This is a genomic window from Planctomycetia bacterium (genome assembly GCA_015075745.1).
Lineage (GTDB): Bacteria > Planctomycetota > Phycisphaerae > UBA1845 > UTPLA1 > UTPLA1.
Genome location: JABTTW010000001.1, coordinates 462704 through 488728 on the forward strand (window position 1 = coordinate 462704; position 26025 = coordinate 488728).

The window sequence follows — 26025 nt, forward strand, 5'->3', positions numbered from 1 at the left end:
ACCGCGTCATCAACGAAATTTGACCATTACTCCGATCCGCCCCTCTCCATGACATGTCTTGCATTCGGTCTCGACTCGCCGCTTGGCGGAAGTCGCCCCTTGTCCGCCGCCGCTGACCCATCTCGCCTTAACACCTTTACCATTGCACGGTTTACATTCCTGAAAGCCGGTTCCCTTGCAGGTCGTGTGCGTCTTTTGCCCCTGCCCATCACAACTTTTACAAACCCTGCTCTCCTTAGACTTCCCAATCCCCATGCACCGAGCACACGGAACGGCTCCCTGACCCCAGCATTGCGAACACCCACGCTCGATTCTATTGATGTAGGGCTTCAGCTCGGAAGCTGATTCGCGAATGATTGCAGCTCGGCCCTTGTCCGAAGTAGATTCGGCCAATGTGCCTAGATCATCCAACGCAAGAATGAATTGGCCGTTTTTGAGCTTCGTGAGGCGAGTAATCGCACGCTGGAGTGATTTCTTGAAAGGACTCTCTGGATCCTGCGAGAAATCCATGGAATTAATATCCGCATTACATTGAGACTTTAATGCGTCTATTTTTCCCTTCTCGTCCTCGTCCTTTAACACCTGCTTGTAATAGACCTCGACGAGACGCTGTGCACAATGCCCCTGAAGCACATTCATCGCCCAAAGTGGCTCACTGGCCTCCGGCACTAAAGATACAACCTGTTCCGTAATCTCGGGAAAATTCACATGCGCGCTGAGCGACTCGGGCAAAAACCCCCTTGCTTCCACGGTGAATTCCACTAGACCTGACTTTAGGCCAGAAACGACCTCAGAAGGTCCCGCGGGCGGAAGCCCGGCAAATCGAACAATACCCTCCGGGGGCAATCCGATGATCCTCAACCTCCCGCCGATTTTCTCTCTGAGTTCGTTCCCAAATTCGTCAATTTCAGGACCTTTGTGCGGTCTATTGCGAGCTAATTCATAATTCTGAAGCGCTCCCTCAAAATCACCGGACGAGAGCGATTGCCTTGCTTTGGCGAACAAAGCCATTGCGGGTGCGTATTCCGCGGCCTCACGTGCTTCTGCCAAACGCTTTTCCAGTTTCTCGACCTGCCGTGTATCCTGAACAAACTCGTTGAGAGCCCTTGCATCCCGCAGTAACTCCTCTACCTTCTTTAGCCCTCCACTCTCTAGTTCCAGTTTCGCTTTTGCGAGTATTTCAGACCTTAGCCCCTCGGCTCCCTTGGCAATCGCAGCCTCCAATTCCGTGACTACCGAGATTTCGAGGCCCGCAAGCTGCGCCTGCCTAACTGCTTGAGCCGCTTCGCCAGGCTTGCTTTTCTGAAGCAACTCCTCAACTTTAGTTCGAGCGTCAGAAACCAGCGATGCATTCTCTCTGACTTTTTGTTCTGCAAGTGCCTTGCGTTCAGCACGACTGCTGACGACATACCAAATTGATGCACCAATGAGCACGACGACCACGATGGACGAAATTACTACCTTCGCGAGCCATTGCCGATAGAATAGCCGCTCTACCCAATCGGTTTTTTCGCGTTTACCCCCTGCCAGCGAATAGTCGCTAGCCGCATCCATCGCCACCCGAGCCCAATGCTTGTCATCCGGTCTACCAGAATTCCCCGAGCTAACCGCTACAATTTCGGAAATGTCCGCGGGAGACGGAGGAGGGCTGGCTGATGAAAAACGCTGTGAGTCAATATTCAGCCTAATCTTGGCCTTGCCGATGGTGATTGAGCCATTCTTACTCAGAAGCAGTTGGGTGATCCGCTCGTTGCCAAAAAATGTCCCGTTACGCGACGATAGATCACGAATCATGATACCATTGGGCTGCAACTTCAACTCACAGTGATGGCGCGATGCCTTTTCATCCGCCAATACCACGTCGTTGTCGCTCTCTCTCCCAATGCGGATTACCTGGCGATCCAAGACCATCGCAGTACTTTGGCCTGATTCCAAGACCTCGATCCGTACCATGACGTAGCCCTCTTGCTCATTTGAAAGTGGTTACTCACACAACGTGATCTCCAATAGCGCCGGGTACTGTCGCAGCGCAAAATCCAAAAAATTACTTCTAATCATTGCCCCAAAGCCTCGACGCGGAGGTGAAAACGAGGCAGGCTGCCCGAACGGCGGGCAACGTGACTTAGAATCAGCATAAACGAGCGTTAGACGCCAAGTCAATTATGACGACTTACTCCTTTTCTGACCCGAATTGTGAGTGTCGGTTAGTGCCCAAAATAAAAACTACCGAAACGGCCCACGGAAGTCGTCTTAAGGCAATGATCAAATCTCGATAGTGGTCGTGTATTCCACTGACTGCGATTGGCTCGCGGATACGCCATCCGCCAACCATGCAGAACTACTTCACAGCTACGGGTTCGCCGGGACGCGGATTTCCGCCGGGCGCGGGGCTGGGCGAACGATGCCGGGGCTGCCCTGGGGCGCGACGCGGGGCCCATCAGAAGAGGGCGAGGAGTTTTCGGACGGCATTGACCGTCGCGAAGCCGCTTCGGCCGCTGCCTGACCGACGATGACATTGCCGACGAAGATCGCCCCATCGTTGATCTCCAGCCGCGTCGTCCGCAGGTCGCCCTCGACCTTCGCGGTGGCGAGCAGATGAAGCTTCTCAGATACGACGAGATTCCCCTTACACTCGCCCTCCACCTTGACGTTGGAGGCCTCGACATTCGCCGAGATCTTCGCGCCTTCGGCGACGTGCAGGGTGCCCTTGGACTTGATATGGCCGTCGAAGCCGCCCTCGATCCGGACGCCCTTCTCGAATGACAGTTCGCCCTTGAACTTCGCGTCCGGCCCGATGACTGTGGGAAATTCACCGTTCATGTCGGCCATGATTCCATATCCTCCAAGACCCCGCCGCAGGGGGCAATTATCCGTTCAAGAATGCCTACCTTGGTTTTGAACCGCCCCTCCGTGGAGACGAGAAAGTATAACGACCACCCTGTAAAAAACAAACAAACCTCGTCACCGAGCGATCGCGCCATTGCCCTTGCCTGCCAATGCTCAGAACGAGGCCGGCGGCATGACTTTACGATCCATTGCTTCCTGTGATTTTTCTTTCGACTGGATCGAGAATCCGGCCCATGCACAGCAGATCGCCTCCCTTTCGAGCCACAAACCGGCAATCCAGGGATCAGCATCAGCACCTTGCCGAGGGGCTGTGAATTCTTGGGGCTCCGCGTTTCCCCTGCCTGGGCCGGCCGCCGACCGCGTCGGTTTCTCGCCGGCGTCGTGATCCGCGCCTCGCAGGTCAGCAAACGGTGCTTTCCGGCCGAACAAGAGGCGCGGGCAGCGCAAAATCGAAGGTGACATAAGGTGACACACGCAATTTTTTTCGTTTGCAACTCTTGTGGCGGGCATGTGTTGGGGCGCTTCGCGTTTTGGGTGGTTTTTGGGGACAAACGTCGAAAAGTCGAAACGTCGAAACGTCGAGATTCCGAAATTCCGAAGACCCCGGGGACCTGAGGGGCGAGGCTGTAGGCTGCAGGTTTGGGGGTTGAGGCTTGCGGTTGGGATTGTCGGTACCGGGGACATCGGGCACTACCTCGCGGGGTGTGGGTGGATTGATCTCCATGTATCAAATCTTGCTCGGTGTGCGCGCGGAATGGGGGCCGCTGGTGGATGATGAACCGCCCGGACTGAAGTCCGGGGCTCTTCGAAGTCGGGGGCTCTTCGGGATCCGGGGCTCGTCGAAGTCCGGGCGCTTCTAAGTCCGGGGATCTTTGGGGTCCGGGGATCGTTGTTGGGGGAGGGTTACGGGGTGGTTGCTGAGAGGATTGCGGCGATGAAGGCGGGTATATCGAGGGCGTTTACGGTGGTGTCCTGGTTGAGATCGGCGGATTCGACGGGGCAGCTGGGGTAGGCTTGGGCGAAGGCCTCGGCGTCGATGAGGGCCAGGACGAAGGCGGGCACGTCGTCGTCGTCACAGTCATCGTCGCAGTCGATGTCGGCATTGCACGAAGGTATCCGCTCAAAAGCACCTACGTCGGAGGCTGCGCCGGCGATTGTTCGCGTCATGCTGGATTGATGCTTCACGTATTGCCGCGTGACCGCGCCGTCGACGGCGACGGTTGGGTGGAGCGCGGTTGCGGCGTCGACGCAGGCCGAACTCGATGTCAGCGTGAAGTCCTGCCCCGCTTCGTTCGTAAAGCCCGGCGACGCGCCGAGGATCTGCGTGCCGTCGTTGTTGATGACGCCGGAAAGGCCGCCGAATGCGCCGACCCAGCCCGGCTTGATCCAATTGTGGGAGAGGTCGAGGACGCCGGTGGCGTCGAGCATGGCGAATTCGCTGCCGGGGGTGGTGACGTAGAGGATGTTGTTTCTGGCGTCGCAGTGTTCGTCGTTGGTGGAGAGGCGCACGAGCGTTGTTCGATCGGTTCGGGTGGAGACCAGCGTGTTGTGATAGAAGAAGAGATCGCCCTTGCGATAGTCGCCTGTTGTGCCGCTGTCGCCGCCGTAGTGGATGATCTGGCGGTTGCCTGCGCCGGCCGGCTCGATGAGGACGTTGCCGTAAACATCGGTGCGGCGATAAGTCGGATGGTCGCGGATGAGGGTGCTGTCTTCGGCGTCGACGAGGTCCAACTGTCGATTGCCGCCCTCGATCCAGTTGTAGCGGACGACGAGGCCGGCGGAGCGATCCTTGAGATTGTTGCCGCCGGCGCCTGAGGCGAGGGGGCCGAAGCGGTTGAACTGATAGACGATGCCGATGGCGGCGGTGTAGGTGTTGTGCTCGAAGATGCTGCCGCTGTTGCCGTTGGAATGGATGTAATTGTTTTCGATGAGGATGTCGCGGGAGATATCCTCGTCGAAGGAACTGACGAAAATGCCGTTGCCGCTGTCGCGGATGATGCAGTCACGAATGGTGATGTGCTCGCCGAGCTCGACGTGAATGGCCGCGGCGTTGAGTGAGTAGGTCTGCACCTGGCCGGTGTCGCCGGTGAAGGTGTTGGGCGGGCGGGCTCCGCGGATGTCGAGGCCTTCGATGAGAATCCACTGGGCCATATCGTTTGTCGGGGTGTTTGAACCGCCGACCTTGATGACGGAGCGGGCTTCGTTCCAGTAGTTGAGGGGCGCGGGGGTGGTTGCGTTTTGGCCGTCGATGATCGGGCGCTGGCCGGAGGGGCCTGGGACGCCGCGCACGCTGATTGGAAGAGAGGCAGTGCCCTGGCGGCCGATGACCCACTTCTCGTTGTATGGGGCGGCGCGCCAGTGGATCCAGACTGTGTCGCCGGGGGAGAGCGTGTGCCACGGAACGGCGCCGATTGATGAAAACGGCTGACTCGTGCCGACGTGAAAGTCGGCGGCGCGGGCGGCGGTGAATGTGCCGAAGAGAGCGCAGATGCAGATTGAATGCGCAATGGCGCGAACGAGTGGGAGTGATTGAATGGTGCGCACCGGCGTGGTCCTCGCGCGAGGGAGGGATGCGCGAGGATTGTACGAGGAAGACGCGGAGGCGGCGACGATTGAGCGTGAACCGGTAATGCGGTGCCCCTAATTCGCTCGACCGTCAGCAAACGCCAAAGCGCGGCTGGTCGTCGCAGTCCAAGCGGCTGTCAATTTGAGTCTGATTGTGGCTCTGCGACCGTCTCGAAGAAAGTTACTGCGATGTCTTGTCGGCCGCTGCCTCAATTGTTCAAGCACGGCCGAGGGTTCATGCGTACGGCCTGCTATCTCGATCGCCTTCTCCGCCAGACGACGACTACGACCGACGTGACAACGACCCAGATCACGCTGCCGCCCACTAGAAACTGCACCATCGTCGCCAGCGTGCCGGTCATGAAGTCCACGCCGCTGTACCAACCCGCGCTTATTCGCTCGCCGAAAGAGCCGGAGAGCCAATTCCCTCGGCTTGCGCTTGCGTCCGAAGAGCGTATCTGTACCAGAATCGTGGCCAGGTCCGTCAGTCCCGCGAGCCCCTCGCGCTGCCCCACCAGACGCTCAATCTCTCCGCGCACCTCCTTGAGCTTCTCGCGCAGTTGAATCACGTCCGAAAGGGGTGCGTCCTTTCGCTCATCGAGCAACTTGAGCAATTCTTGCTCGATACGGCGTTCGTTGCGCAGCCGGGCCTCCAGATCAATGACCTGCTCGGTCACGTCGCGACCGGTCTGCCCCTCCGTATCCACCGTGGCAAGCTCTCGAAGCCCGTTCATCGCGTCTGGCAACCGGGCGGAGGCGACGCACAGGGTCATGCTGGCGAAAGCGTCGGTGCCCGAGCCGTACAGCGATGACTCCTTGACGTACTCGCCCAGTTCAGGCTGCACCGATAGTCGGGCCTTGAGATAGACGGCGCGCACATCATTGGTCCTCAGCTCGATATTCGCATTGCGGATGACGTGCCGGTTCGTGATCGGTCTGGAAGTTTCCGCGAGCGACGATGCGGGGACTGACGGAGTACCTGCCGCCGATTGACTATCAAGCGTGGGACCGGCCATTTCCACATCTGTCGTGGACGGCGAAAAAAACTGCCGTGGCAGAGCGCTCGAAGATCCAGCGTATGGCCAAGAGCCGGACTCACCTTGCTGGTAAACATACATGGCCTGTCCAACGCCTTTGAGATCGGCGGTGAGACGCGGACTCTTTCGCGCTCGGTCACGCGCTGGAGCGGTCGAGAGTTGCGGGACGAGATTGACCACCACCGCCGACAGAATCAAGACCGCCGCCGCCGAGATTCCAACGGTCATCGGCGAGAATCTGCGTCCCCGAAGCCTGCCGAAGTTACCGCGACTCGCGCGCAGGCCGGTCGAAGCGAGCGCCCTGCGCCACTGGCCCGCTTCGCGAGCGTCCCACTTCGTAAGGTCGCGTAGAGCGGCATTCAGCTCCGTATTGTCGTTAGTCGTCATCGGTCCATCTCCAGGGACAGCATTGCTCGCAGTGCCTCAAGCGCCGCGTGGAGTCGGGACTTCACCGTGCCAATCGGAATTCCAAGGACGTCCGCCGCCTCCTCATGCGTCAGCCCTTCGTGGTAGCAGAGCAGAATCACTTCTCGCTTTTCGTCGGCGAGCCTGCCGACCGCATCTCGCAAGGTAAACGCTCGCTCGCTCCTTATGGCGTCGTCTTCGACGCTCCGCGTTGACTCAATCGAGCTCCCTTCGCATGACGCGTCCGACGTTTTTTCCCGACGCCCCGCGATGGCGGTGTGCAGGCTCCGGCATTGATTCATCACGATCTGGTACAGCCATGTCTTCGCCTGGCATTGACCGTTGAAGCCTGCGGCGAAACGAATCACGCGGACCCACGACTCCTGAACCGCGTCTCTGGCAAGGTCACGGCGGCCGCCCATCATTCCCATCGCAACGCCGAGCAGTTGTCTTTCGTAACGGCGCGCCAGCTCCTCCAGCGCCCGGCCGTGGCCCTGACCAAGCTCCCGAAGCAGTGTTTCGTCGCTCTTGTCTTGCATTGCCCGGCGGCCCTCGGCTGCGTCCCGCATGATTAGACCGATCGGAGGCCCGTTTGGTTCGCGCGATAGGGAAAAATCGCAGAATCGATCGACCGATTCGCGTGATCGGCCCGCCACGCTGCGATTGGATCGCGGAAATGCCACCCGATGGCCCAAATCCATTCCATGGATGGCTCGCTACGGACAGCCTCCAACGCTGATCGCCGCGGTGACGAAGTTGGGGACGTCGGCGGAGTTGAGGTCGAAGCTATTGTCGGTGTCGGCGCACTCGCAGCCGGGGCCGATGAAGGGGCCGGCGAGGATGCAGTCGATGAGCATCTGGATGTCCGCTCCGGTGATGTTGTTGTCACCGTTGACGTCGCCGGGGCAGGTGCCGCACTCGCCGGGGATGAACTGCACTTCGTAGGCGCCGCGATCGACGACGACGAGATAGGTCGGCGGATCGGTGACGCCGGTGTCGGCGGTGGCGGGGTCGTCAGCGAAGCGCGGCTGGTCGTCGAGGTCGAGCGGGTGGCGCTCGGCGAGGTCCATGTCGACATCGAGATCGGCCGCGTCGAGCGGCACGCGGGTGTTGTCGCCGGAGTCGACGGCCGGGGAGCCGGAGGCAATGCGGAGGTCGTCGTCTTCGGTGCCGGGGGTGTCGTCGCCGCCGTCGGCATCGGCGAAGATCGGGTCGGAGCCGTTGTTGCCGAGGCCGCCGAGGGATCCTGTCCAACCTTCGACCGAGGAATAGTTGATGTCGATTGAGCCGCCGAAGATCTGAATCTGCTGCGACTGGGCTGAGCCGTTGGGATCGGTGTTGCCCCAGAGGAGGCAGTTGGAGACGGACGTCGGATTTGCGGCGTCGAGGGCGAGGGCTCCGCCGGCGAAACCGGCGTGGTTGCCGCTGAAGCTGTCGTTGGCCAGGGTCGGACTGACGGCGCCGGCGATGGTGACGGCGCCGCCGTGGCTGTTTGTGGCGGTGTTGCCGCTGAAGACGCAGCCGGCGATGAGGGAGTCGCTGGCGATGTTCTCGATCGCCCCACCGCTCCAGTCGGAGAAGTTTCCGAGGAGGTAGCTGCTGGCAAGAATCGCAGGGCTGCTGTCGAGCCAGATGGCGCCACCGGAGCCACCCGCGGAGTTATCGATGAAGGTGCAGCGGCGGATGACGGGATTGCTGCCGACGACGGCGCCGATGGCTCCGCCGAGGCCGGAGGGGATGACGCCGGCGGTGTTTCCTTCAAAGCGGCAGCCGTCGACGAGGGAACCGGCGTTGTAGAAGTACATGGCGCCGGCATCGTTGGCGGAATTGTTGAAGAACTCGCAGCCGGTGAATGCCACGTCGGTGACATCGAGGCAGTAGACCGCCCCACCGAAACCGGCGGTGTTGGAGAAGAACTGACACCGCACGAGCGACGCCTGTGAATCCAGAAAGTTACCCACCGCCCCACCACCGTTGTCCGCATCATTTAAAGTAAACTCGCAATCGACCAGCTCAGGCGCACACGCAAAATTATCCATCGCTCCGGCGTAGTCTGCGGTGTTCGCCGAAAAGGTGCACTGGTCAAAAAGCGGTGCCGGATCTAGTTCATTTCCAACGGCTCCTCCAGAACCACCGATTGCTGTTGCAAGGTTGAGGTTGAAATCGCAAAGTGAAATAGTCAACGCAGACGCAAAATTCCGCATCCCCCCGGCATAAGTCGATTCATTCGCTGTAAACTCGCAACTCAAGAACGTCCCGTCGCTATATGCATTGTGGACGCCACCTGCCGCAAAAAGTGATGTGTTGCCCGGACCAAATGTGCATGTGTCGAAGATCACGCTACTTTCCCAATTCATCACACCGCCGGAATCCTCGGCCACGTTCATTTCGAAATTAGTGTCCGTGACAATGGGACTGCTCAATATGCTGTACATTCCGCCGCCAAAGGACGCCGCTTCATTACTCAAGAACGTGCAGCCCGAAATGAGTGGCGCACTGTCCTCGAGATTCCCCATTCCGCCGCCGCGCTCGGCGGTGTTGTTTGCGAAGGTACAGGTCAGGACGTTGGGCGAGCTGAAGGCGAGGTTGACCATTCCGCCGCCGGCGTCGACGACCGCGTTCATCGAGAAGGTGCAGTTGGCGACGGTGGGGCTGGAGCCGTCGCAGCGCATGCCGGCGCCGTCGTCGGTGAAGTAGAGGTTTGACGTGTCGGCGCTGCCCTTGGTGATTGTGAAGCCGTCCAGGCGGGCGGTCGCGCCGTTGCCGATGGACATGACGACGTTGTTGCTGTTGTCGAGGGTGGTCATGGCGGAGCCGATCTCGCCGCTGAGGATGGTGACGTTGGTGACGGGATTGCGCTGGGCGAGCATGGTCTCTGTGCCGGCGAAGCCGCCGTAGATTGCGAGATTGTCACGCAGGTAGAAGGCCATTTGCTCGAGATCGGAATTGAGATCGGGGTAGTAGGTGCCGGCGCGGACCCAGATTTCCTGCACGGCGCCGCTGGAGCGCCTGGCCTGACAGATGGCGTTTTGCAGATCGTCCATGGCGAGGGCCCAGGAGGTACCGTCGCCGCCGGGCGATGCCGCGGCGTTGACGTAGAGGCGCGTGGGCAGGCCGACCTCGGGGGCCAGGCGATAGTTGGCGACGATGAGCTTGGTCTTGTTAATCGTCGCGGCGCAGTGGCTCTCGTCGGGCATGCCGATGGGCACGCCGGTGGGCAGGCCGCCGAAGTTGATGCTGGGATTGGAAAAATGGGGAATGACGGGGGTGTTGGGCGGGACGACGGCCATGATGGTGTGCCACGCGCCGCCTGGTTCGTGGTAGCCGTAGGAGTATGAGAAGTAGTTGTCGGGGAAGGCGTTTGGCCGGTCGTGGGCGCAGCCGAGATTGTGACCGAGCTCGTGGGCCATGGTGAGCAGCGACCAATTGTCCTGGCGCATTTCGTGGAAGCCGCTTGCGCCGGTGGGCTCCATGGGGGCGAAGACGCGGCCGCCGACTTCGAGGCTGCTCACCCAGAGGATGGCGATGTCGGCGGCGTGTTGTTCGCGCAGGGCGTGGACGTTGTCGAGGAAGCCGTCGTTGGGATCGAGCAGGCGCGGGCCGTCGATGAGGCTGTCGCCGGTCTCGGTGTAGGCGACCTCCTGTCGGTGGACGAGATTGACGAAGCAACTGATGCCGCTGTTGGAGAAGGCGGAGTTGGTGTCGGAGACGGCGGAGGCGATGCGCATTTCGATGGCGGCCTGACCGCCTGCGGCGATCTTGGCGGCTTCGGTGTAGACGACCATGACGTCGATGACGAAGCCGCTGTCGCAGCCGGTGATGGGGATGCCGCGCGGGTGGGTGTCTGACGGGGAGGCGTCTTCATTGGAGGTTTGCCCGGGGGAGTTTGACGGGCGGGTGAACTTGTCGGCGCCGCGTGTGTATTGCGAGAGGTAGTCTCCGCAGGAGAAGCGCGAGGAGCGGTTCACCTCGGTGAGCTCGCGGACACCGTCGGGGGTTGTAGCGATCTCGAAGGTCTGGCCGGAGGCGGTGCGGACGACGCCGGCGATGCGGCTGTCGCGCCGGACGAGGGTGAAGTCGCCGACTGATGCGTCGTCGAGCTTGCCTTGAATGATCTCGTCGCCGAAGCGGGAGGATTGGTGGGCGATTTGCCCGGTGACGCGGTGCTGGTTGGGGAGGACTATTTCGACTCGGGCGTCGGTGATTGAAACGGACTCGGCGGGATGGACGGAGGTCATGCGCTCGGCGGCGCGGGCTTGCCGGGGCACGGAGCAGGATGTCAGGATGGCGAGGACGGCGAGCGCCGCGTGGGCATTGCCGCGAGAGATTGAACTAATGGACATTTGAATCCTCCGTGCGAATCCGCTTCTACCACACTCGCGCTGCCGGACGGACGACTTTGAATGAGACAGGGGCGAGGTTCCGGCTCCGGCAATTCCTACTCTACAGATCGGCGGAATCGAAAGTCAAGATGAAGCGGGTGTGAGGGCGTTTCGACGCTTTAATCGGCGGGCGACGCGCGATACGATTCCGGCGTGAGCCATGTGCAACATCACACGACGGCCCTTGAGCTTCGCGCTGCCGCGGCGAGTGTTTGCGTGGGCGTTGTGCTGCTTGCGCTGAAGTTTGCCGCGTATCTCTTGACGGGGTCGGCGGCGATCTTTTCCGATGCGCTGGAGTCGATCGTCAACGTGCTGGCATCGGCGTTCACGCTTTATGCCGTGCGACTGGCGCATCAGCCTGCCGACGAGGAGCATCCCTACGGGCACGGCAAGGTCGAATTCATGTCGGCGGGGTTTGAGGGCGGGCTTATTCTGATCGCCGCGCTGGTGATCGCGTTCAAGTCGCTCGACGTGCTTTTGTTCAGCCCGATGAAGGTCGAGCAGATCGGCATCGGGCTGGGGCTTGTCACTGTCGCCATGACGGCCAATGGGGCGGTCGGCGTTTATCTGATTCGGCTGGGGCGATCCAACGGCTCGATGGCCCTGGAGGCCAGCGGCAAGCACCTGCTGACCGACGCGATTACATCGGTCACGGTACTTGTCGCGCTGGTTGTCATCAAGTTCACCGGCTGGACCTACGCCGACCCCATTGTCGCTCTGGTCATGGCCGCTTACATCGCCCGAATGGGCGTCAGCCTTTTGCGCCGAGCGGCGGCGGGCATCCTTGATGAGCAGGATCCCACCGACGCGCGCAAGCTGGAACGCATAATGACCAGCCACGTCGGTCCGGCCGGGCGCGAGCCGCGAATCTGTTCGTTTCACAAGCTGCGGCATCGCCACGCGGGGCGGTATCACTGGGTGGATTTTCACGCGGTCGTGCCTGCGCGGCTGAACGTCGAGCAGGGTCACACGATTGCCAGCGCGATTGAGTACGAGATCGAGCAGAAACTCGGGCACGCCAACGCGACGGGGCATATCGAGCCGTGCGTTGATGCGGACTGCGCGAATTGCCGGCTGATTTGAGGGAAGAATCGCCCGGGACAATTGAGCCCGATCCGCGACGTGCGACATCCCACGGCGAAACCTCCGCGGCGGGAGGCTTCAACTGCGCGGCCGGGTCGGCTACATTCCCCCCCTTCCTGACTATTGGGAGTCAGAAGACCAGCAACGGGAGTTCGCCGAAGAGCATGGCCAAGTACAGCGTCAAGACCGACAAGCACATTTTGTATCAACATTCCGTCCAGTCCGCCGATGCGGAGGTGGACTTCATCGATCGACTTTACAAGAAGACCTACGGGCGGGCGGCGACGCTCTTTCGGGAGGATTTCTGCGGGACGCAGCTTATCTCCTGCGAGTGGGTGAAGATGCGTCCGAAGAACGTCGCCTACGGCATCGACCTTCACAAGCCGACGCTGGCCTGGGGCATGAAGCACAATATCAGCAAGCTGCCCAAGGCGGCGGCGGCGCGGGTGCACCAGGTGAACAAGAACGTGCTGGACGTTTCGGCGCCGAAGATGCACGTGATCGGGGCGTTTAACTTCAGCTATTTCATCTTCAAGGAGCGGCGCGACCTTGTGGCGTATTTCAGCGCGGTGCGAAAGTCGCTGGCGCCCAAGGGCATGTTTGTCTGCGACGCGTACGGCGGCTGGGAGTCGCAGCAGGTGATGAAGGAAAAGACGAAGATCAAGAACTTCACGTATATCTGGGAGCAGGCGGTCTATAACCCGATCAACGATCACACGGTTTGCCATATTCATTTCAAGTTCAAGAACGGGACGATGGTCAAGCGGGCGTTTACTTATGACTGGCGGCTTTGGACGCTGGGCGGCGTAAGAGATGCGCTGCTCGATGCGGGTTTTGCGACGGCTGACGTATACTGGGAGGACGAGGACAAGAAAGGCGAGGGCACGGGCATCTATCGCAAGCGGAAGAGCGCGGATAATAGCCCGGGATGGAATGCGTACATGGTGGCGCTGCCGTAGGTAAATGCTTTGACTCTCACGGGAAACCGGCACGAATAAGCATCACTCCAAGCCCACGGATTCGAATCCGTGGGCTTTCTTTACGCGAAAGTTCCCATTTTTTTCTTTACGCGAGTTGCCATTCCTTCGTTCAGGAGTTGCCATTGATTCGTTCACGATTTGCCATTCGATCGTTCAAGCGATAAAACGACAGCCATGCGGGCATGGAACGGGTGGTACCATTGCAGCGGAACCACGTATGGAACCTGGCTGCGCGGGGATCCGCGTGGGTGGCGATCTCGTCATCATCGCGAGCATGTCGACGGTGATTACAAAAACCCTCCTCCCGCAGGAACCGACGCACACCTTCTTCGGTTTTCGCGGCTCGTCATGAAGCGCCCGGCTGTACATCCTAACGAAGAAGCACAACTCGCGGCCTGCCTTGTGATGGTTCAGGTCCTCATTCATCACCTTGTCGAAGTCGTTGCCGTTGCGATTGATCATCACCACTTTCACCTGCTGTGCAGATTCCCAACATCTGCTGTACAGGGATCACCCATCACGCCAGGCGCATTAAATCGACGGGATGGCAACCGTGAATTCGCAATCGCCCGCCATTACGTTGGCATCGCTAAGAAAGAAAGCGCTCGATACCTCTCCGAGAGAAGTCTGGTTGAGCCCGGAGGCGTGTGGGGGAAGAGATCAAAGTGCGTACCGATTGAGAGCCGCCGCCACCAGATAAATGTTTTTCATTACATCATGGCTCACGGCGACCGGGGGGCCGCTGTCTGGAGCTACAAGCAACCAGTTCCCCGGCTCGATCTGTTGCGAAATTTGAAGAGAGAGCAGTTGCATCCGCCGAAATTCAGTTCAGCGGAATCTTTGCGGCCAGGCGTCACGTCGACTTCGCCGAAGACCATGCGTCTCAAACCGCGGGCTTCGAAGAATTCATGACCTCGGAATCACCCATTACTGACGGGCCCGACGTTGCCGCCGAACCGGTGCCGGCGTCACCTCAGCGCCGGCGCATGCGGTGGTATTTTCGCGTACCGATTCATGCGGTGATCATTTACAGCGCTTGGTGCGCGACGCTTTATTTTTATCAGGACAAGCTTCTGTTCCCGGCCGACATGGCGCCGACGCCGTACCCGGGCGAGAAGTACGATCTTTCGACCATCGTCTTCAAGCGGCACATTGATGAGGGCGACGTCGTCGGCTGGCTGGTACCGGCGGCTGGCGCTCTTGCCGCCAAGCCGGCACCGCTGGTCATCTTCTGCCACGGCAATGCGGAGATCATCGACGATCAGGCGCGGATGATTGTGGGCTATCAGCAGCTTGGGTTCGCGGTTTTGCTTCCTGAGTATCGCGGGTACGGTCGATCGGCGGGGACGCCGAGCGAGCGAGGGATTGTTGAGGACGCGGTTTGGTTTTTCGATCAGGCGATCGAGCGGCCGGAGATCGACGCGGGGCGGATTGTGATTCACGGGCGATCGCTGGGGGGCGGGGTTGCGGCGGGACTGGCGGATCAGCGGCGGCCCAGCGCCCTGGTGCTCGAGTCCACCTTTACGAGTGCCGCGGCGATGGCACGAACATACTTTGCTCCGGGGTTTCTGGTCAAGAACCCGTTTCACGTGGACGACGTGCTGCGGACGCTCGACGTGCCGACGCTGGTCATGCATGGCAGCCGCGACGACATCATTCCCGTGGCGCACGGCCGGACGCTCAAGACGCTGGGCGATCACGTGACGTACATCGAGTTTGACTGCCGGCACAACGATTTTCCCGGGGATGGCAACGAGGAGAAGTACTGGAAGGACATCGGGGAGTTTCTCGTTGCCAGCGGGGTGATCAGCGAGATACCACCGGCGCGCCCCCTTCGAGGGCGAGGGCGATGACACGACGGCGAGACAGAAAAGCGCGGCGCGGCGACGGCGGCGACGGGAAGTTTCGCCTTGCGGTGATGATTTCCGGCGGCGGGACGAGTCTGCAAAACCTGATCGACCGCATTCGCGACGGACGACTGCCGGGGGTGGAGATCGCGGTCGTCATTTCGTCGCGCAGCGAGGTGGCGGGGGTGGCGCGGGCCGAGGCGGCGGGCCTGCCTGTTGATGTCATTCGCGTGAAAGATGTTCCCGACGCGGCGAAGTTCAGCGACCATATCGCCCTGACGCTGGACGTGTACGCGCCGGACCTCGTGGTGCAAGCGGGCTGGCTCTGCTATTGGGTACCGCCGGCGAAGTGGATGGGCAAGGTGATCAACATTCACCCCGCGCTGCTGCCGAAATTCGGCGGGAAGGGTTTTTACGGCAGCCACGTGCATGAGGCCGTGCTGTCGGCGGGCGAGACGGAGACGGGGGCGACGGTTCACCTGGTCGATCACGAATACGACCATGGGAAGATTCTGGCGCAGCGGAAGTGCCCGGTGGAGCCGGGGGATACGGCGGAGACGCTGGCTGCCAGGGTGATGGCATTAGAGCGGGAGCTTTTACCGGAAGTGATTCGGACTTTTGCGAGCAAGAGGTAGCTTTGCGAAACGCAACGACAGTGCTCCGACTGGAACGGAGGGATCATCGTAAGAATTCGACGGCCCTCCCATTCGCAAGCTGACCGCTTCCTTACCAAGGTTGTGCGTTTGTCAGATTGGCTCACCGTGAATTCTGTTTGTCAGGCAGCGCTCTGTCGCCCCGTTCGGGGCTTTAGAATTCCGGCATACACTTTCCACGGGCTCGCGCCCGTGGCTACGATCCGACGCCCCTATCGGGGCTGAAGTTGAATACCTCGCTCGGCGATGCTTCACACCCAAACGCAGATTGTTGTTACGGGAGAAGGCCTCGCAAGAATCCAACGGCCCTCCTATTCGCAAGCTGACCGCTTCCTATGGCAGATTGCGCGTTGATGCAGCGTTGTATATCAGGAAATGTTCCTTGCGATTCACGTCCGGCAGAGGCACCGGACGCTACGCAGATGCGCAAGCCGCTTTAACAGTCGCGGCTCTGATCAATTATTGCAATTGATCGACGAGCGCCACGAATCTCGCGATGGCTTCTTCGCGGTGGGTGTCCCAGACTTCCATGTGATCGGTTGCGTCGACCTGCCAGAGTTCCTTCGGCTCGCTAGCGGCGTCGAAGAGACGCTGCCCCATTGACGGCGGGACGATGCGGTCGTCCTTGCCGTGCATGATCAGGATCGGCGTCGGTGAGATGCGGCCGATGCAGTCGATCGGGTCGTGGCCCTTTTCGATTCCGAACGGAAACCACCATGCCACCAGCAGCATGACCGGGTTTCGCAGGATGTGGTGCCGGGCGATTTCGCGGTAATCGGTGAAGGGAGAATCCAGCACGACGGCCGCCAATTCGCCGCGGCGCTCGGCGGCGAGTGCAATGGCAATCGCACCACCGATTGACTGGCCAAATAGAATGATGCGCTTTGCGTCGACATCGGCCCGGCCACGGAGATAGTCCAGCGCTGCCCGGGCGTCGCGGATTGTTCCCTCGCGCGAGACGCTACCCTCGCTCCGCCCATAGCCGCGATAGTCGATGGTGAAGACGTTGAAGCCGGCGGCGGGCATCCAGCTTACGAAGGGGAAGTGGCCGGTGACGTTGGCGGCGTTGCCGTGCAGGTGGAGGACGGTTGCCCGGGCGGCGCCGTCGGTCGCCGGGAGGAACCAGCCGTGCAGGCGAACGCCGTCGGAGGCGGTGAAGTGGACATCCTCGAAGGCGAGGCCGTCGTCAGCGGGGCTGCCACGATCGTGCTGGTCGGGGTAGTAGAAGACTCGCTCGCAACCGAACATGGAGAGGGAGAGTACCGCGAAGACGCTCAATGCCAAGCGGGATGGTCGGTTGCCTCGGCATTCGGTTTCATTTCGAGATATCATTCAGCACTACTTGACTAGCGGAGACTACCCAGGTGAATTCTGTATCGTCCTCGACCCCATGGCAACAACGATCAGAAAAGTACTCGCGTATTTTCGCGAATCTGGCTAGGGTCGCCCTTTGCCTGTGGCTTCTTTGGGTGTGCCTATCACGCTGGGGTGGCATCCCGCAGGATATGGAATCGTTTCAAACTCGAACAGCCATTTCGAGGATTCCCATTGACCCGCGCGAAGACCGCACAAACATTCTTAAAACAGCCGTTGCCGCGATCCCTCCGGAACCTGCCTGGATTCTTCCTCCCCCTCCAGACGGAATGCGGTGGGCCTCGACTCCGGCCGGAGCGATTCAACCTTCCGAAGCGCTCGACGGCGAATGGACGCCGGCAACTCGTCCGCACTTGAGTGCCGTAATTGCGTACATGGCTACTCCTGAGGCGGCCGGAGCGATTGATATGCTGAAAGCGATTCCGCCCGGCGGCTGCCGGCTTCCAAAGTCCTATCCTAAGGAAATCCGAAGAGCGGTAAGGTTTCTGGCAGTTCATGCCCGGATTGCATTAGAAGAACATGATGATCTCGATACGGCGATTGACGATCTGATGGCCTGCCTTTGGTTGTCCCAGATCACATGCTTCTCCGGCGACGCATTGCTTATTATGACGGGACAGGCATGCGAGTTTCTGGCTCTTGATCAGCTTCGCGTAGCCAGTATGGAGAAGCCGTTTTCGCATTCGCAATTGATTCGATGCCTGTCTGCAATTGACGAGCTCTCAGAGATCGATCAGTTGTGGGCGGAGGAAGTCGGCGCCTGGACCGAGGATCTCAATCAAGCGTTGAACTTGACGTACACACTTGACGACGATGAGAACGGGTTCCTTGCCCTTCGTTGTTTCAATTCACTGGCCGTGGGGACTGTGCCGAGTAATGGTCAAATTTCGTTGATGACGCGGTAATCAGGCGGCGTTTCTCTCGGCCTTTTCTCCATTGACGAACTTCACACCGGCGATGACATCGGGAAGCAGCGTCGCGCCATTGAGCAGCCGCCAGTGGTTCGCGGCGGACTCGCACAGCTTGAACACCATTGCCAGACACGCGATCCGACTGCCGTTGCCTTTGGTCCGGCGGTGACGCAGCCGCACCGTGGCGAACGTACTTTCGATCGGATTCGTCGTCCGCAGGTGCCGCCAGTGCTCGGCCGGGAAGTCGTAGAACGTCAGCAGCACCTCGCGATCCTTCACCAGGCACTCGGCCGCGCCGGGGTATTTGGCCGCGTAGTGGGCCACGAAGTGATCGAACGCCTGGTTCGCATTCTCCCGCGTCGGCGCCATCCAGATCTCGTGCAGCTTGGCCTTCGCGCCGGTCTGCACCCGCTTGGGCATCTTGTCCAACACGTTGGCCGTCTTGTGCACCCAGCAGCGCTGCGCCCGGGTCGTCGAATAGACCTTCGGCAGCGCCGCCCAGAAGCCCAGCGCTCCGTCCGCCGTGGCCAGCTTCGGGTCGATCGTCATGCCCCGTTGTTGGCAGTCCAGCAGCAGCGAATACCACGACTGCTCGCTCTCGCGATGGCCGTCGACCACCGCGATCAGCTCCTTGCGGCCGTCCGCCCTCGCGCCCATCAGCACCAGAATGCACTGCCGGTCTTCCTCCAGGCGGATGTTGAAGTGAATCCCATCCGCCCAGAGGTACACGTAGTGCTTGCCTTCCAGGGAGCGGCGATTCCATGACTGGTACTCGTCCTGCCAACTCGTCATCAAACGCGTGATCGTCGTGGCGCTGAGCCCCGCCGCCTGGGGACCGACCAGCGCCTGCAGGGCCTCGCTGAAGTCTCCGGTGCTGATGCCCTTGAGGTACAGCCAGGGGATCAACTCCTCGATGGCCTTCGTCTTCCGCAGGTACGGCGGCAAAATCGACGAACAGAACCGCTCCACGGCCTGGCCATTTGCATCCAACGCTTCGCCGGCCTCGCCGCGGCCGACGATCCGACGGTCCCACACCCGCGGCTGCGTCACCTCCACCGGCCCGACGCCGGTGACGAGGGTCCGGGTGGGATGATGGCCGTTCTTGACCACCTGCCGGCGGCCTTGCGGATCGCGCAGATCGGCGTGCCCTTCGATCCAGCCATCGACCTCCGCCTCGATCGCCTGGCCCAGGAGCCGTTGGGCCCCGTCCCGCAGAATCTCCGTCAAAACGTCTCGGCTGGGGACTGGAATCGTCTCGATCGACTCGTTACTCTCCTGCATCGGCGTACTCCTCTGCCCATCGTGGGCGGCTCGGAACCTCGAACAAGTCCCGAGAGTACGCCGCCTTTTTTTATCCCGCCACCATCAACGAAATTCGGTTATAGCTCAGACTGTGCCTTCCCCAGAGCCGCGGATCGGTGCCTGGAATACACTCTCGGTGCTCTTTAATTCTCGAACGGCGGTGCAGAAGAAAATTGACTCAATTCGGAAATCCATGACGTCAGCGTACGCTGGCTCTTTCGCCGACTGTCGCGAATTCCTGACGAGGGAGGGCAACAAGTCGCCGTTTAACATTCTCGATGGGCCAATCTGGCGATTATCACCACTCGAGCACGTGCACTACAGGCTCAGAACCTTGTTCAACATGGCTGCTGCGCGATCAGCTACACGAGCCTCGCTCGCTTTGTCCTGTTACCGACATGATCGTGGCGAGTACCCCGAGTCAATCTCCGAATTGGTTCCGCAATGGCTGTCGGAGATTCCTCGCGACTCCTTCACGGATCAGGCGCTCGGCTATGCTAGGCTTCCCGACGTCGACGACTACATTATCTACAGCGTCGGGTCCGACCTTGTTGACGACAAGGGCAAGCGTCGCAGTCGTGTAGGTCAAGACGCAGATGACAACACGACCTATGACATTGTCTATGATCACGTTCGCGGGAAGCAACTCTGGGCCGAATCCAAACTGGAGAGGATCAGCAAATGACCGAGTACCCCCGCGACCACAACCGGAGCCCGAGTGAGGTTGTGCCGGGTCTTCTGCCACCCCTCCAAAGAAAGCCTCCGCCTATCGTCTTGCCCATCCGAACTATCTGGTTGCCCACTGCAATCTTCGGGTTGTGGTTCGCACCCAAACGATTCGGCCCTCGGTTCAACCAAACTCCGCTGCTCTCAGTGATTCTCACCAGCCTCGTATGTACCTGGTTTGGCCTTGGTCTTCTGGCTTACAAGGAGTTAACAAATTTCGCGCCTCGTTATGGAATCCCCGACCTTAGCTTCACAGTGGAGCCTCCGACCACCGAAATGACCCTGCTAGAGGTCATTCGCGCTCCCTTTTCGAGCCTCGTCCTTGCAGTCCATGCTCTCATCCCTCTTGCATTCAGCAGTTTCTTATACCTTGCAATCTCCGTTCTCATTGCCCTATCGCCGATTCTGATAGCCGCATTACTTATGCCTGTGATCGCAGCCGGAGAATCTCTAGGTCGATTGTTTCGGCGATGCATAATCCTGTCATTATTGAGTCTTACGATGACCATTCCCATCGGGATAATCTGGTCGCTGCTGCCGAAACTGCTCCATTTGGCAGGAATAGAATCGCCGCCTCAATCGGGACTCGAAATCGGCACTCAGTCGGAACGATTCACAACCGAGATTATGTGGGTTCAAGCTTTGGGGATTGCCGTCTTTGTTTGGTGGCTAATCGTGCTTGTTCGGTCTGGCCTGAATTACTCCGGTCCTTCCGAGGGCCCCGGGTGGGCGCCACAAACTCCCAAATGCATGAAATGCGGGTACATCCTCGCCGGACTCGGCAAATCGTCCACTTGCCCGGAATGCGCGGTTTCTGTTCAAGCTTCGCTTGATGCCGCAAGTAAACGCAACAAGTTCACACACTGGAACGCGTTCAAACTCGCGCTGCACTTTGCAATGACGAAATCAGAATCGAAGTAGATAGATGGTCAAGAGAATTGTCGCGCAAGAAAAAAGCGTCCTGCCTCCCGAAGATCCATCTCCAAAGAAGCAGGCCGCCGAAAAAGCCGTTCGGCGCGAAACGAATTCTTCAAAGCAATCCTTGCGGGAGACAGACGGCCCAGCTCACACTCCGCGCCCACGAGCCGGGCCCAACACCCCTCCGTTGGCGTCGGAAAAGAAAAATGCTGCTGAATGGTGTGATCGACCGCGTGCCCTTCGAAGTTTCCATCGTCGACCGTTGGGCCCGCCCGCGTTGCCGCCGGCGAGTCAATCCCTCTTGAGCTTGCGTTCCCGTTCAGAGTTCGGTGCGGTCGGCTGGTATCGCGGGTCATTGGTTCCGCGATCCCACTTTGCCGTTGTCGTCAGACCCGGCCGGGTGGTCTTTCCAACCGACCGTCGCGTGCGGATGGGTTTAATATCCGCCAGCGCACCTCTCATCGAGTTTCGCCGCCCTTCAGGGCTTTGCCCGGTCGAGACTGGCCGCCGACCTTTCAGTCAGCGACACCTCCCATGGGCTTCGCTTCCCTATGACACATGCGGCTCGCGAGGTCCGGTTCACACGGGCTTTGCCTGCCCGCCACCTTCCGTCCTCAGGGTTTGGTCTCCCTCTCGACGGCTTACTCCCTCGCGTGCCTTGCCGGCCTTGTTTCGTGCCAGCAGCGCCTCTGGGATTTTCCCTTCGGAGCCTTCTCCTCCCGGAAAGTCGCGTGGGCGTTACCGCCGACGCCTGCCCCGCCTGCCGTTACCTGCTAGTCCGATAATACGGCATCGCCGAAGCGTGACCAAAACGTGACTGCGGACCGGCTACCGGGTTCGTCCTTCCGGGAGTCCCTTGCGACCAAGCCGGGTGTTTAGCCCGACGATCGCCGGTTGCTCCCTTGGGCTTTTTCCTCTCAGGGGTATTTCTCGCCAGCCTTGACGAGCATTTCGGCTCGTCTCCTCCCGCGCGCTTCACCGCAGCTTCGGGTTACCCCGCGCCGGGGCATGTGCGCCTCGGAGTCTCAATCGGCTGACGCCTCGCCCGACCACGTGGGCCGGGCACCCCTCTCAGGGTTTTCTCGCCTCAACATCCCTGGCATTAGGCCGCGTGCTTCGGTCCGGGCTATGTGTTCACCTTGCAGGTCGCGGCGTGTTACCACACCGACGCCGCCTGCTCTTTGGACCGAAGCGGGCTTACCGAAGCTGTCAGGGCTGCTGGTGGGCGACGATCAAGCGCCACCATTCAGTAGCAATAGGAAAATACCCTGTGCCAGAGGCGAGTCAAACAAAAACCCGGTGCGCGACGATCTCACAGGGAGGAATCGAAACTTAGGCAAGTCGTCTCGCGCGCAACATTCGGTGCGGCGTCGGATAGGATCGATGTCGAGATGCGCAAGTTTTTTGGGGTGGTGCGCCGGAATTTTCGGAGTCACAGGCGCGGCGCGGCGGTTGCGGACGGTTCTTCGCATCTTGCTCACGCCAACTCACCGCAAGTCACAGGTTTTGCACAATCGGCCGGATGGGACGATCATGAGCGCCTAAGCACTTGGAGGGAGACGGTTTGCCATCGATACGGGCGAAATTTCCGAGGACACGCAGGCTCTCGGGCGATATTGCGTTTGCGCGCGTCTTTGGGGCGAAATGCTCCGCGTCTAACCGGCATCTCGTGGTGTACGTTCGCGAGAATGGGCTGCCTTATGCGCGGCTGGGGCTGTCGGTCGGGCGGCGCCTTGGCGGGGCGGTGCAGCGGAATCGATTAAAGCGGCTGATTCGCGAGGCGTTTCGCATGGAAGCGGCCGCCCTGCCTGGCGGGTTCGATCTTGTGTGTATCCCAAGGCCCGATTCGGGTGCGACGCTTGAGGACTACCGCGCTGCCATCAAGTCGGTGACTGCCCGGGCACTTGCGCGATTCAAGGCTTCGCCGCCGGCGAAGACGGAGCCTCGGGCGTGACGCAGGTGACCTCCCCCGCCGCCGTGCCAGCCGCCTCTACGGCGCGAATGCGCGGCGGGTATTTTCTGGTCGGTGGGTTTATCGTCGTCGCAGCTTGGCAGATGACGGCGGCGCGACTTGGGGAATACCACGGCGACTTTGTCATTTATGAGAATGCCGCGCGGAGCCTCTATGAGAATCCGGAGAGGCCGATCCATGAGGGCGAGCCGGGGTATGTTTATCCGCCGTTTCTCGCGGTGGCCATCCGGCCGTTTCACGTTATTCCGCAGCCGTGGCGAAGTCTTGTCTGGGACCTGCTGCGCTGGGCATGCATCGGCGTCGCCCTTTGTGTGTGCCATCGACGCGTCACAGAGATATACTCCGCGAGCGCGGCGACGATTGCCGTGGGATTCTGTGTCATAGCGGGACTGCGTCCGCTTTGGCACGACACGTGGAACGGGAACGTCAACGCGTTTTTGCTGCTTGCGACGATGGGCGGCTGGCAGGCGCTGGCGACAGACAGGCCGATGAAGGCGGGCGGGTTTTGGTCGGTCATTGCGGCGATGAAGCCGGCGAGCTCGGCCATCCTTCTTGCGCCGCTGGTGCGCAGGCCATCCCGCGCGGCGAAGTGCTGGGCGTCTTGCGCGGCGGGGCTCCTTGTGACGACGGTGCTTCTGCTGATTGTCATCTTCGGATGGGACGTCGCGTGGATGCAGATCGCGGAGTTCCCGGAGGGCGCGGCGACGCCGACGGGTGCGGTCTTTACGCGTTTCAGCAACTTTTCTCTGGGACTCGCGACGGCGCGACTTTGGGGCGTCGTGACGGGGACCTACAGCGAGGAACCGGAGGCGAGCGTCTTCATGATGGGGCGCATCGTCAGCAGCGTCCTTCTGGTGGTGGTGCTTGGGATGATGATGCTGCGACTGCGACGGCGGAACGATCGCCGCTCCATCGACTATGCCGTGGCCGGGCTCTGTGTGGGCAGCACGCTGATCTCCCCCGTTGTGTGGTTCGCACACTATCTTGCGCTGACGCCGGCCTATGCGGTTCTCGTGGGCGAGACGCTCGGCCATCGGAGTCGGCGAATGCGGACGCTTTGCGGCATCGCGGTCTTTTTCTGTTCTTCGATTATCACGGCGAAGGCGACGATCCTGAAGACGCTCGTTTGGGGTCCGCTGGCACTTCTGACCGTTATCTGGCTGCTGGCTTATCAACCATTGCCGCGGGAAACCCAGGATTGAGACCCTTCGAATCCGCAGGGTAGCGAGACTGCCCGACTTCGACTTCCTATAAGATCATGTTTCGGGGCGATTCGTGAGCGCCACGAGACCATTATCGAACTACCAGCCAGCGATAATTGCCCGATGATTTTTTGAGGTCGTTTTATTATTAAGCGGCGTGCAAATCGGACCGAATGTAGGGCTGACGGGATCGTAGAGTGCATCCTGTCTGTCCTGCCCACAACCCGCTGCGGCATTCATCCAAGGGTGCCATCAGCGGTCTTCCCACCAGGCCGGGGCCTTCAAAGGCCTCGGCTTTTTTTTTGCGCGCGTGGCATCTCAATGAGCAGGGCGCAATCGACCTGCGCAATTGCGCGTCAGCGGTCGAATTCACTTTGAAGCTGTCAAGACGCGGAGGAGATGGCGCTGGGGAAGGGATCAAACAATTGGCTCGGGTGCATGGGCTGTGGTAGAGGTGCCGTTTGGGCCTTGTCGAGTCGCGGGTTGTCGGGAAGCAGGGATTGCAGCTTTCGCATCTCAAGCTCCCGACGGGTCGCGGTGCGAAGGGCGATGTGCAGACCGACGAGGACGAACATGAGTTCGAGGTACTCTTCGTTGTGAAAGAGGCCGTGGATGCAGAATGCCGAGATGCCGAGGCAGATGCCGCGCGACCAATAATAGGCCCATCGCATGTCGGGCGGGAGCCGCCTCGACCAGCGCATGAATCGGTATGAGCTGACGAGCGAGCCGATCACGACCAGCAACCACAGGGGGTGGCCGAGAAAGCCCAGTTCAGCGAGATTTTGCAGGTAGATGTTGTGGGCGGCTTTCTGGCCGCCGTCGAGAGATTCCTTGGCGACTTCGAAGTTGGCGAATCCGACGCCGATGACCGGGTTTCTGGCGACAAGCTCGCGGGCCACCTCCCAGGTCCAGAATCGCGAGCGTGCCGATCTGTCCGACTGGTAGGCGAAGATGGAGTCGATTCGATCGGCGATCTCGTTGCCGGCCGCGGCAAAGGCCACGATGACGACGAGGAAGACCGCCATGAAGGCGCGAACGCGATACCGACTGGACCAGGCCATTCCGGCGAGGACGAAACCAAAGGCCACGAATCCGGCACGGGAACGCGAACCGATGATGCCAAGGCAGATGAGCACCGAGCAGATCATGAGGAGATTTCGCCATTTCGCGCGGCGAAGCGACATGCCGAAGTAGAAGACCATCGGCAGCACCATGGCGCTGGTGAGGGCGAAGAGGTTGTTGTCGTATGTTTTTCCGTAGACCTGGTGCGGGCCTAGGGCGATGACCTTGAGGCCTCCCTTGATCGCCCAGAAGCCCACCGAGAGGGCGACCACGATGTAGAGGACGCGGAGCCTGCGATAGTCCGAGGCCATGCCGGTGACGAGGGCCATCACGATGAGCATCTTGAGGAGCCCGCGGTACTGATACGACGTGTGGGCGAGGGAATGCGGCACCAGGATCCGGGTGACCGAGATGTAGACAAAGAGCAGCGCGCAGGTCAGCAGCAACCAGGAGGGTTCGATCAGCGAGCTCTGGACAACTCGTTCGGTGAGGCCGACGACTTTGCCGGAGAGAACTTCCTTGCGCGGACTGACCTGCTTGCGCCGGATGCCGATCAATATGGCCCCGACGATGAGCGGAACGCCGACGAGCATGGCGTCCTGAAAATCGGGATGCCAGCAGAGCAGCTTCGGCTGAAGGAGCGAGACGACGTAATAGATGCAGAGCCCGAAGAACGGCCGCAGCATGACCAGCGGCAGGATGGCCAAGAGCATCATCACGTAGAGGGTAAAGCGCATGTTCGCATTCCGATGGACTGGG

General features: G+C 60.3%; 18 protein-coding genes. 9 read left to right on the forward strand and 9 right to left on the reverse strand.

Going from position 1 to position 26025, the window contains the following annotated elements; all coding sequences use genetic code 11:
- Window positions 1-9 precede the first annotated feature (9 nt).
- The 6 genes from HS101_01855 to HS101_01880 all read right to left on the reverse strand — a co-directional run bounded on the left by HS101_01855 (window position 10) and on the right by HS101_01880 (window position 11197).
- Window positions 10-1953, reverse strand: coding sequence for an FHA domain-containing protein (locus HS101_01855; protein ID MBE7505009.1), 1944 nt, complete (start codon window positions 1951-1953; stop codon window positions 10-12).
- 396 nt (window positions 1954-2349) lie between these two features.
- Window positions 2350-2829, reverse strand: a complete 480-nt coding sequence (locus HS101_01860; protein ID MBE7505010.1) for a polymer-forming cytoskeletal protein — start codon at window positions 2827-2829, stop codon at window positions 2350-2352.
- A 921-nt stretch (window positions 2830-3750) separates the two neighbouring features.
- A complete protein-coding gene (locus HS101_01865) occupies window positions 3751-5391 on the reverse strand; it encodes a polysaccharide-degrading enzyme (protein MBE7505011.1) in 1641 nt (546 codons plus the stop codon).
- Between the two features lie 272 nt (window positions 5392-5663).
- Window positions 5664-6836 carry a DUF4349 domain-containing protein gene (locus HS101_01870; GenBank protein ID MBE7505012.1) on the reverse strand — a complete coding sequence of 391 codons (1173 nt, stop codon included), beginning with the start codon at window positions 6834-6836 and terminating at the stop codon, window positions 5664-5666.
- Window positions 6833-7423, reverse strand: coding sequence for a sigma-70 family RNA polymerase sigma factor (locus HS101_01875; protein MBE7505013.1), 591 nt, complete (start codon window positions 7421-7423; stop codon window positions 6833-6835). Before HS101_01875 ends, HS101_01870 begins: the two co-directional genes overlap by 4 nt.
- Before the next feature lie 147 nt (window positions 7424-7570).
- Window positions 7571-11197: a hypothetical protein gene (locus HS101_01880; GenBank protein MBE7505014.1), complete on the reverse strand. Its 3627-nt coding sequence runs from the start codon at window positions 11195-11197 to the stop codon at window positions 7571-7573.
- A 192-nt stretch (window positions 11198-11389) separates the two neighbouring features.
- On the opposite strand from HS101_01880, the gene HS101_01885 reads away from it, so the two are divergent.
- The 4 genes from HS101_01885 to purN all read left to right on the forward strand — a co-directional run bounded on the left by HS101_01885 (window position 11390) and on the right by purN (window position 15781).
- Window positions 11390-12319, forward strand: coding sequence for a cation transporter (locus HS101_01885; protein MBE7505015.1), 930 nt, complete (start codon window positions 11390-11392; stop codon window positions 12317-12319).
- Window positions 12320-12483: 164 nt separating this feature from the next.
- Complete coding sequence (locus tag HS101_01890; GenBank protein ID MBE7505016.1) at window positions 12484-13278, forward strand: class I SAM-dependent methyltransferase; 795 nt, start codon at window positions 12484-12486, stop codon at window positions 13276-13278.
- A 929-nt stretch (window positions 13279-14207) separates the two neighbouring features.
- Window positions 14208-15152 carry an alpha/beta hydrolase gene (locus HS101_01895; GenBank protein ID MBE7505017.1) on the forward strand — a complete coding sequence of 315 codons (945 nt, stop codon included), beginning with the start codon at window positions 14208-14210 and terminating at the stop codon, window positions 15150-15152.
- On the forward strand, window positions 15149-15781 hold the full coding sequence (gene purN, locus HS101_01900; protein MBE7505018.1) for a phosphoribosylglycinamide formyltransferase: 633 nt from the start codon (window positions 15149-15151) through the stop codon (window positions 15779-15781). The genes HS101_01895 and purN overlap by 4 nt, the downstream gene beginning before the upstream one ends.
- A gap of 477 nt (window positions 15782-16258) precedes the next feature.
- Here the strand turns inward: purN and HS101_01905 are convergent, their stop codons facing one another.
- Window positions 16259-17083 carry an alpha/beta hydrolase gene (locus tag HS101_01905; protein MBE7505019.1) on the reverse strand — a complete coding sequence of 275 codons (825 nt, stop codon included), beginning with the start codon at window positions 17081-17083 and terminating at the stop codon, window positions 16259-16261.
- An 80-nt stretch (window positions 17084-17163) separates the two neighbouring features.
- Between HS101_01905 and HS101_01910 the strand changes: the two genes are divergently transcribed.
- Window positions 17164-18078: a hypothetical protein gene (locus HS101_01910; protein MBE7505020.1), complete on the forward strand. Its 915-nt coding sequence runs from the start codon at window positions 17164-17166 to the stop codon at window positions 18076-18078.
- Here HS101_01910 and HS101_01915 read toward each other — a convergent pair whose 3' ends face one another.
- The gene (locus tag HS101_01915) at window positions 18079-19365 is read right to left on the reverse strand and encodes an IS256 family transposase (protein ID MBE7505021.1); all 1287 of its coding nucleotides are present in this window, start codon (window positions 19363-19365) and stop codon (window positions 18079-18081) included.
- Between the two features lie 157 nt (window positions 19366-19522).
- Between HS101_01915 and HS101_01920 the strand changes: the two genes are divergently transcribed.
- The 4 genes from HS101_01920 (at window position 19523) to HS101_01935 (ending at window position 24204) form a co-directional block, all read left to right on the forward strand.
- Window positions 19523-20071 (forward strand): hypothetical protein, encoded by a 549-nt coding sequence (locus tag HS101_01920; GenBank protein MBE7505022.1) that lies wholly within the window; start codon window positions 19523-19525, stop codon window positions 20069-20071.
- Between the two features lie 542 nt (window positions 20072-20613).
- Window positions 20614-21033, forward strand: a complete 420-nt coding sequence (locus HS101_01925; protein ID MBE7505023.1) for a hypothetical protein — start codon at window positions 20614-20616, stop codon at window positions 21031-21033.
- A 1561-nt stretch (window positions 21034-22594) separates the two neighbouring features.
- Window positions 22595-22984 carry a ribonuclease P protein component gene (rnpA, locus tag HS101_01930; GenBank protein ID MBE7505024.1) on the forward strand — a complete coding sequence of 130 codons (390 nt, stop codon included), beginning with the start codon at window positions 22595-22597 and terminating at the stop codon, window positions 22982-22984.
- Window positions 22981-24204 (forward strand): DUF2029 domain-containing protein, encoded by a 1224-nt coding sequence (locus tag HS101_01935; GenBank protein MBE7505025.1) that lies wholly within the window; start codon window positions 22981-22983, stop codon window positions 24202-24204. The genes rnpA and HS101_01935 overlap by 4 nt, the downstream gene beginning before the upstream one ends.
- A gap of 383 nt (window positions 24205-24587) precedes the next feature.
- Here the strand turns inward: HS101_01935 and HS101_01940 are convergent, their stop codons facing one another.
- Window positions 24588-26003 carry an O-antigen ligase family protein gene (locus tag HS101_01940; protein ID MBE7505026.1) on the reverse strand — a complete coding sequence of 472 codons (1416 nt, stop codon included), beginning with the start codon at window positions 26001-26003 and terminating at the stop codon, window positions 24588-24590.
- Window positions 26004-26025: the final 22 nt, after the last annotated feature.

Bases quoted from the DNA above. Each gene is read 5' to 3' on its own strand.
- HS101_01855 (MBE7505009.1), bottom strand. From the start codon at position 1,953: ATGGTACGGATCGAGGTCTTGGAATCAGGCCAAAGTACTGCGATGGTC.
- HS101_01860 (MBE7505010.1), bottom strand. From the start codon at position 2,829: ATGGCCGACATGAACGGTGAATTTCCCACAGTCATCGGGCCGGACGCG.
- HS101_01870 (MBE7505012.1), bottom strand. From the start codon at position 6,836: ATGACGACTAACGACAATACGGAGCTGAATGCCGCTCTACGCGACCTT.
- HS101_01875 (MBE7505013.1), bottom strand. From the start codon at position 7,423: ATGCGGGACGCAGCCGAGGGCCGCCGGGCAATGCAAGACAAGAGCGAC.
- HS101_01880 (MBE7505014.1), bottom strand. From the start codon at position 11,197: ATGTCCATTAGTTCAATCTCTCGCGGCAATGCCCACGCGGCGCTCGCC.
- HS101_01890 (MBE7505016.1), top strand. From the start codon at position 12,484: ATGGCCAAGTACAGCGTCAAGACCGACAAGCACATTTTGTATCAACAT.
- HS101_01895 (MBE7505017.1), top strand. From the start codon at position 14,208: ATGACCTCGGAATCACCCATTACTGACGGGCCCGACGTTGCCGCCGAA.
- purN (MBE7505018.1), top strand. From the start codon at position 15,149: ATGACACGACGGCGAGACAGAAAAGCGCGGCGCGGCGACGGCGGCGAC.
- HS101_01915 (MBE7505021.1), bottom strand. From the start codon at position 19,365: ATGCAGGAGAGTAACGAGTCGATCGAGACGATTCCAGTCCCCAGCCGA.
- HS101_01925 (MBE7505023.1), top strand. From the start codon at position 20,614: ATGACCATTCCCATCGGGATAATCTGGTCGCTGCTGCCGAAACTGCTC.
- HS101_01940 (MBE7505026.1), bottom strand. From the start codon at position 26,003: ATGCGCTTTACCCTCTACGTGATGATGCTCTTGGCCATCCTGCCGCTG.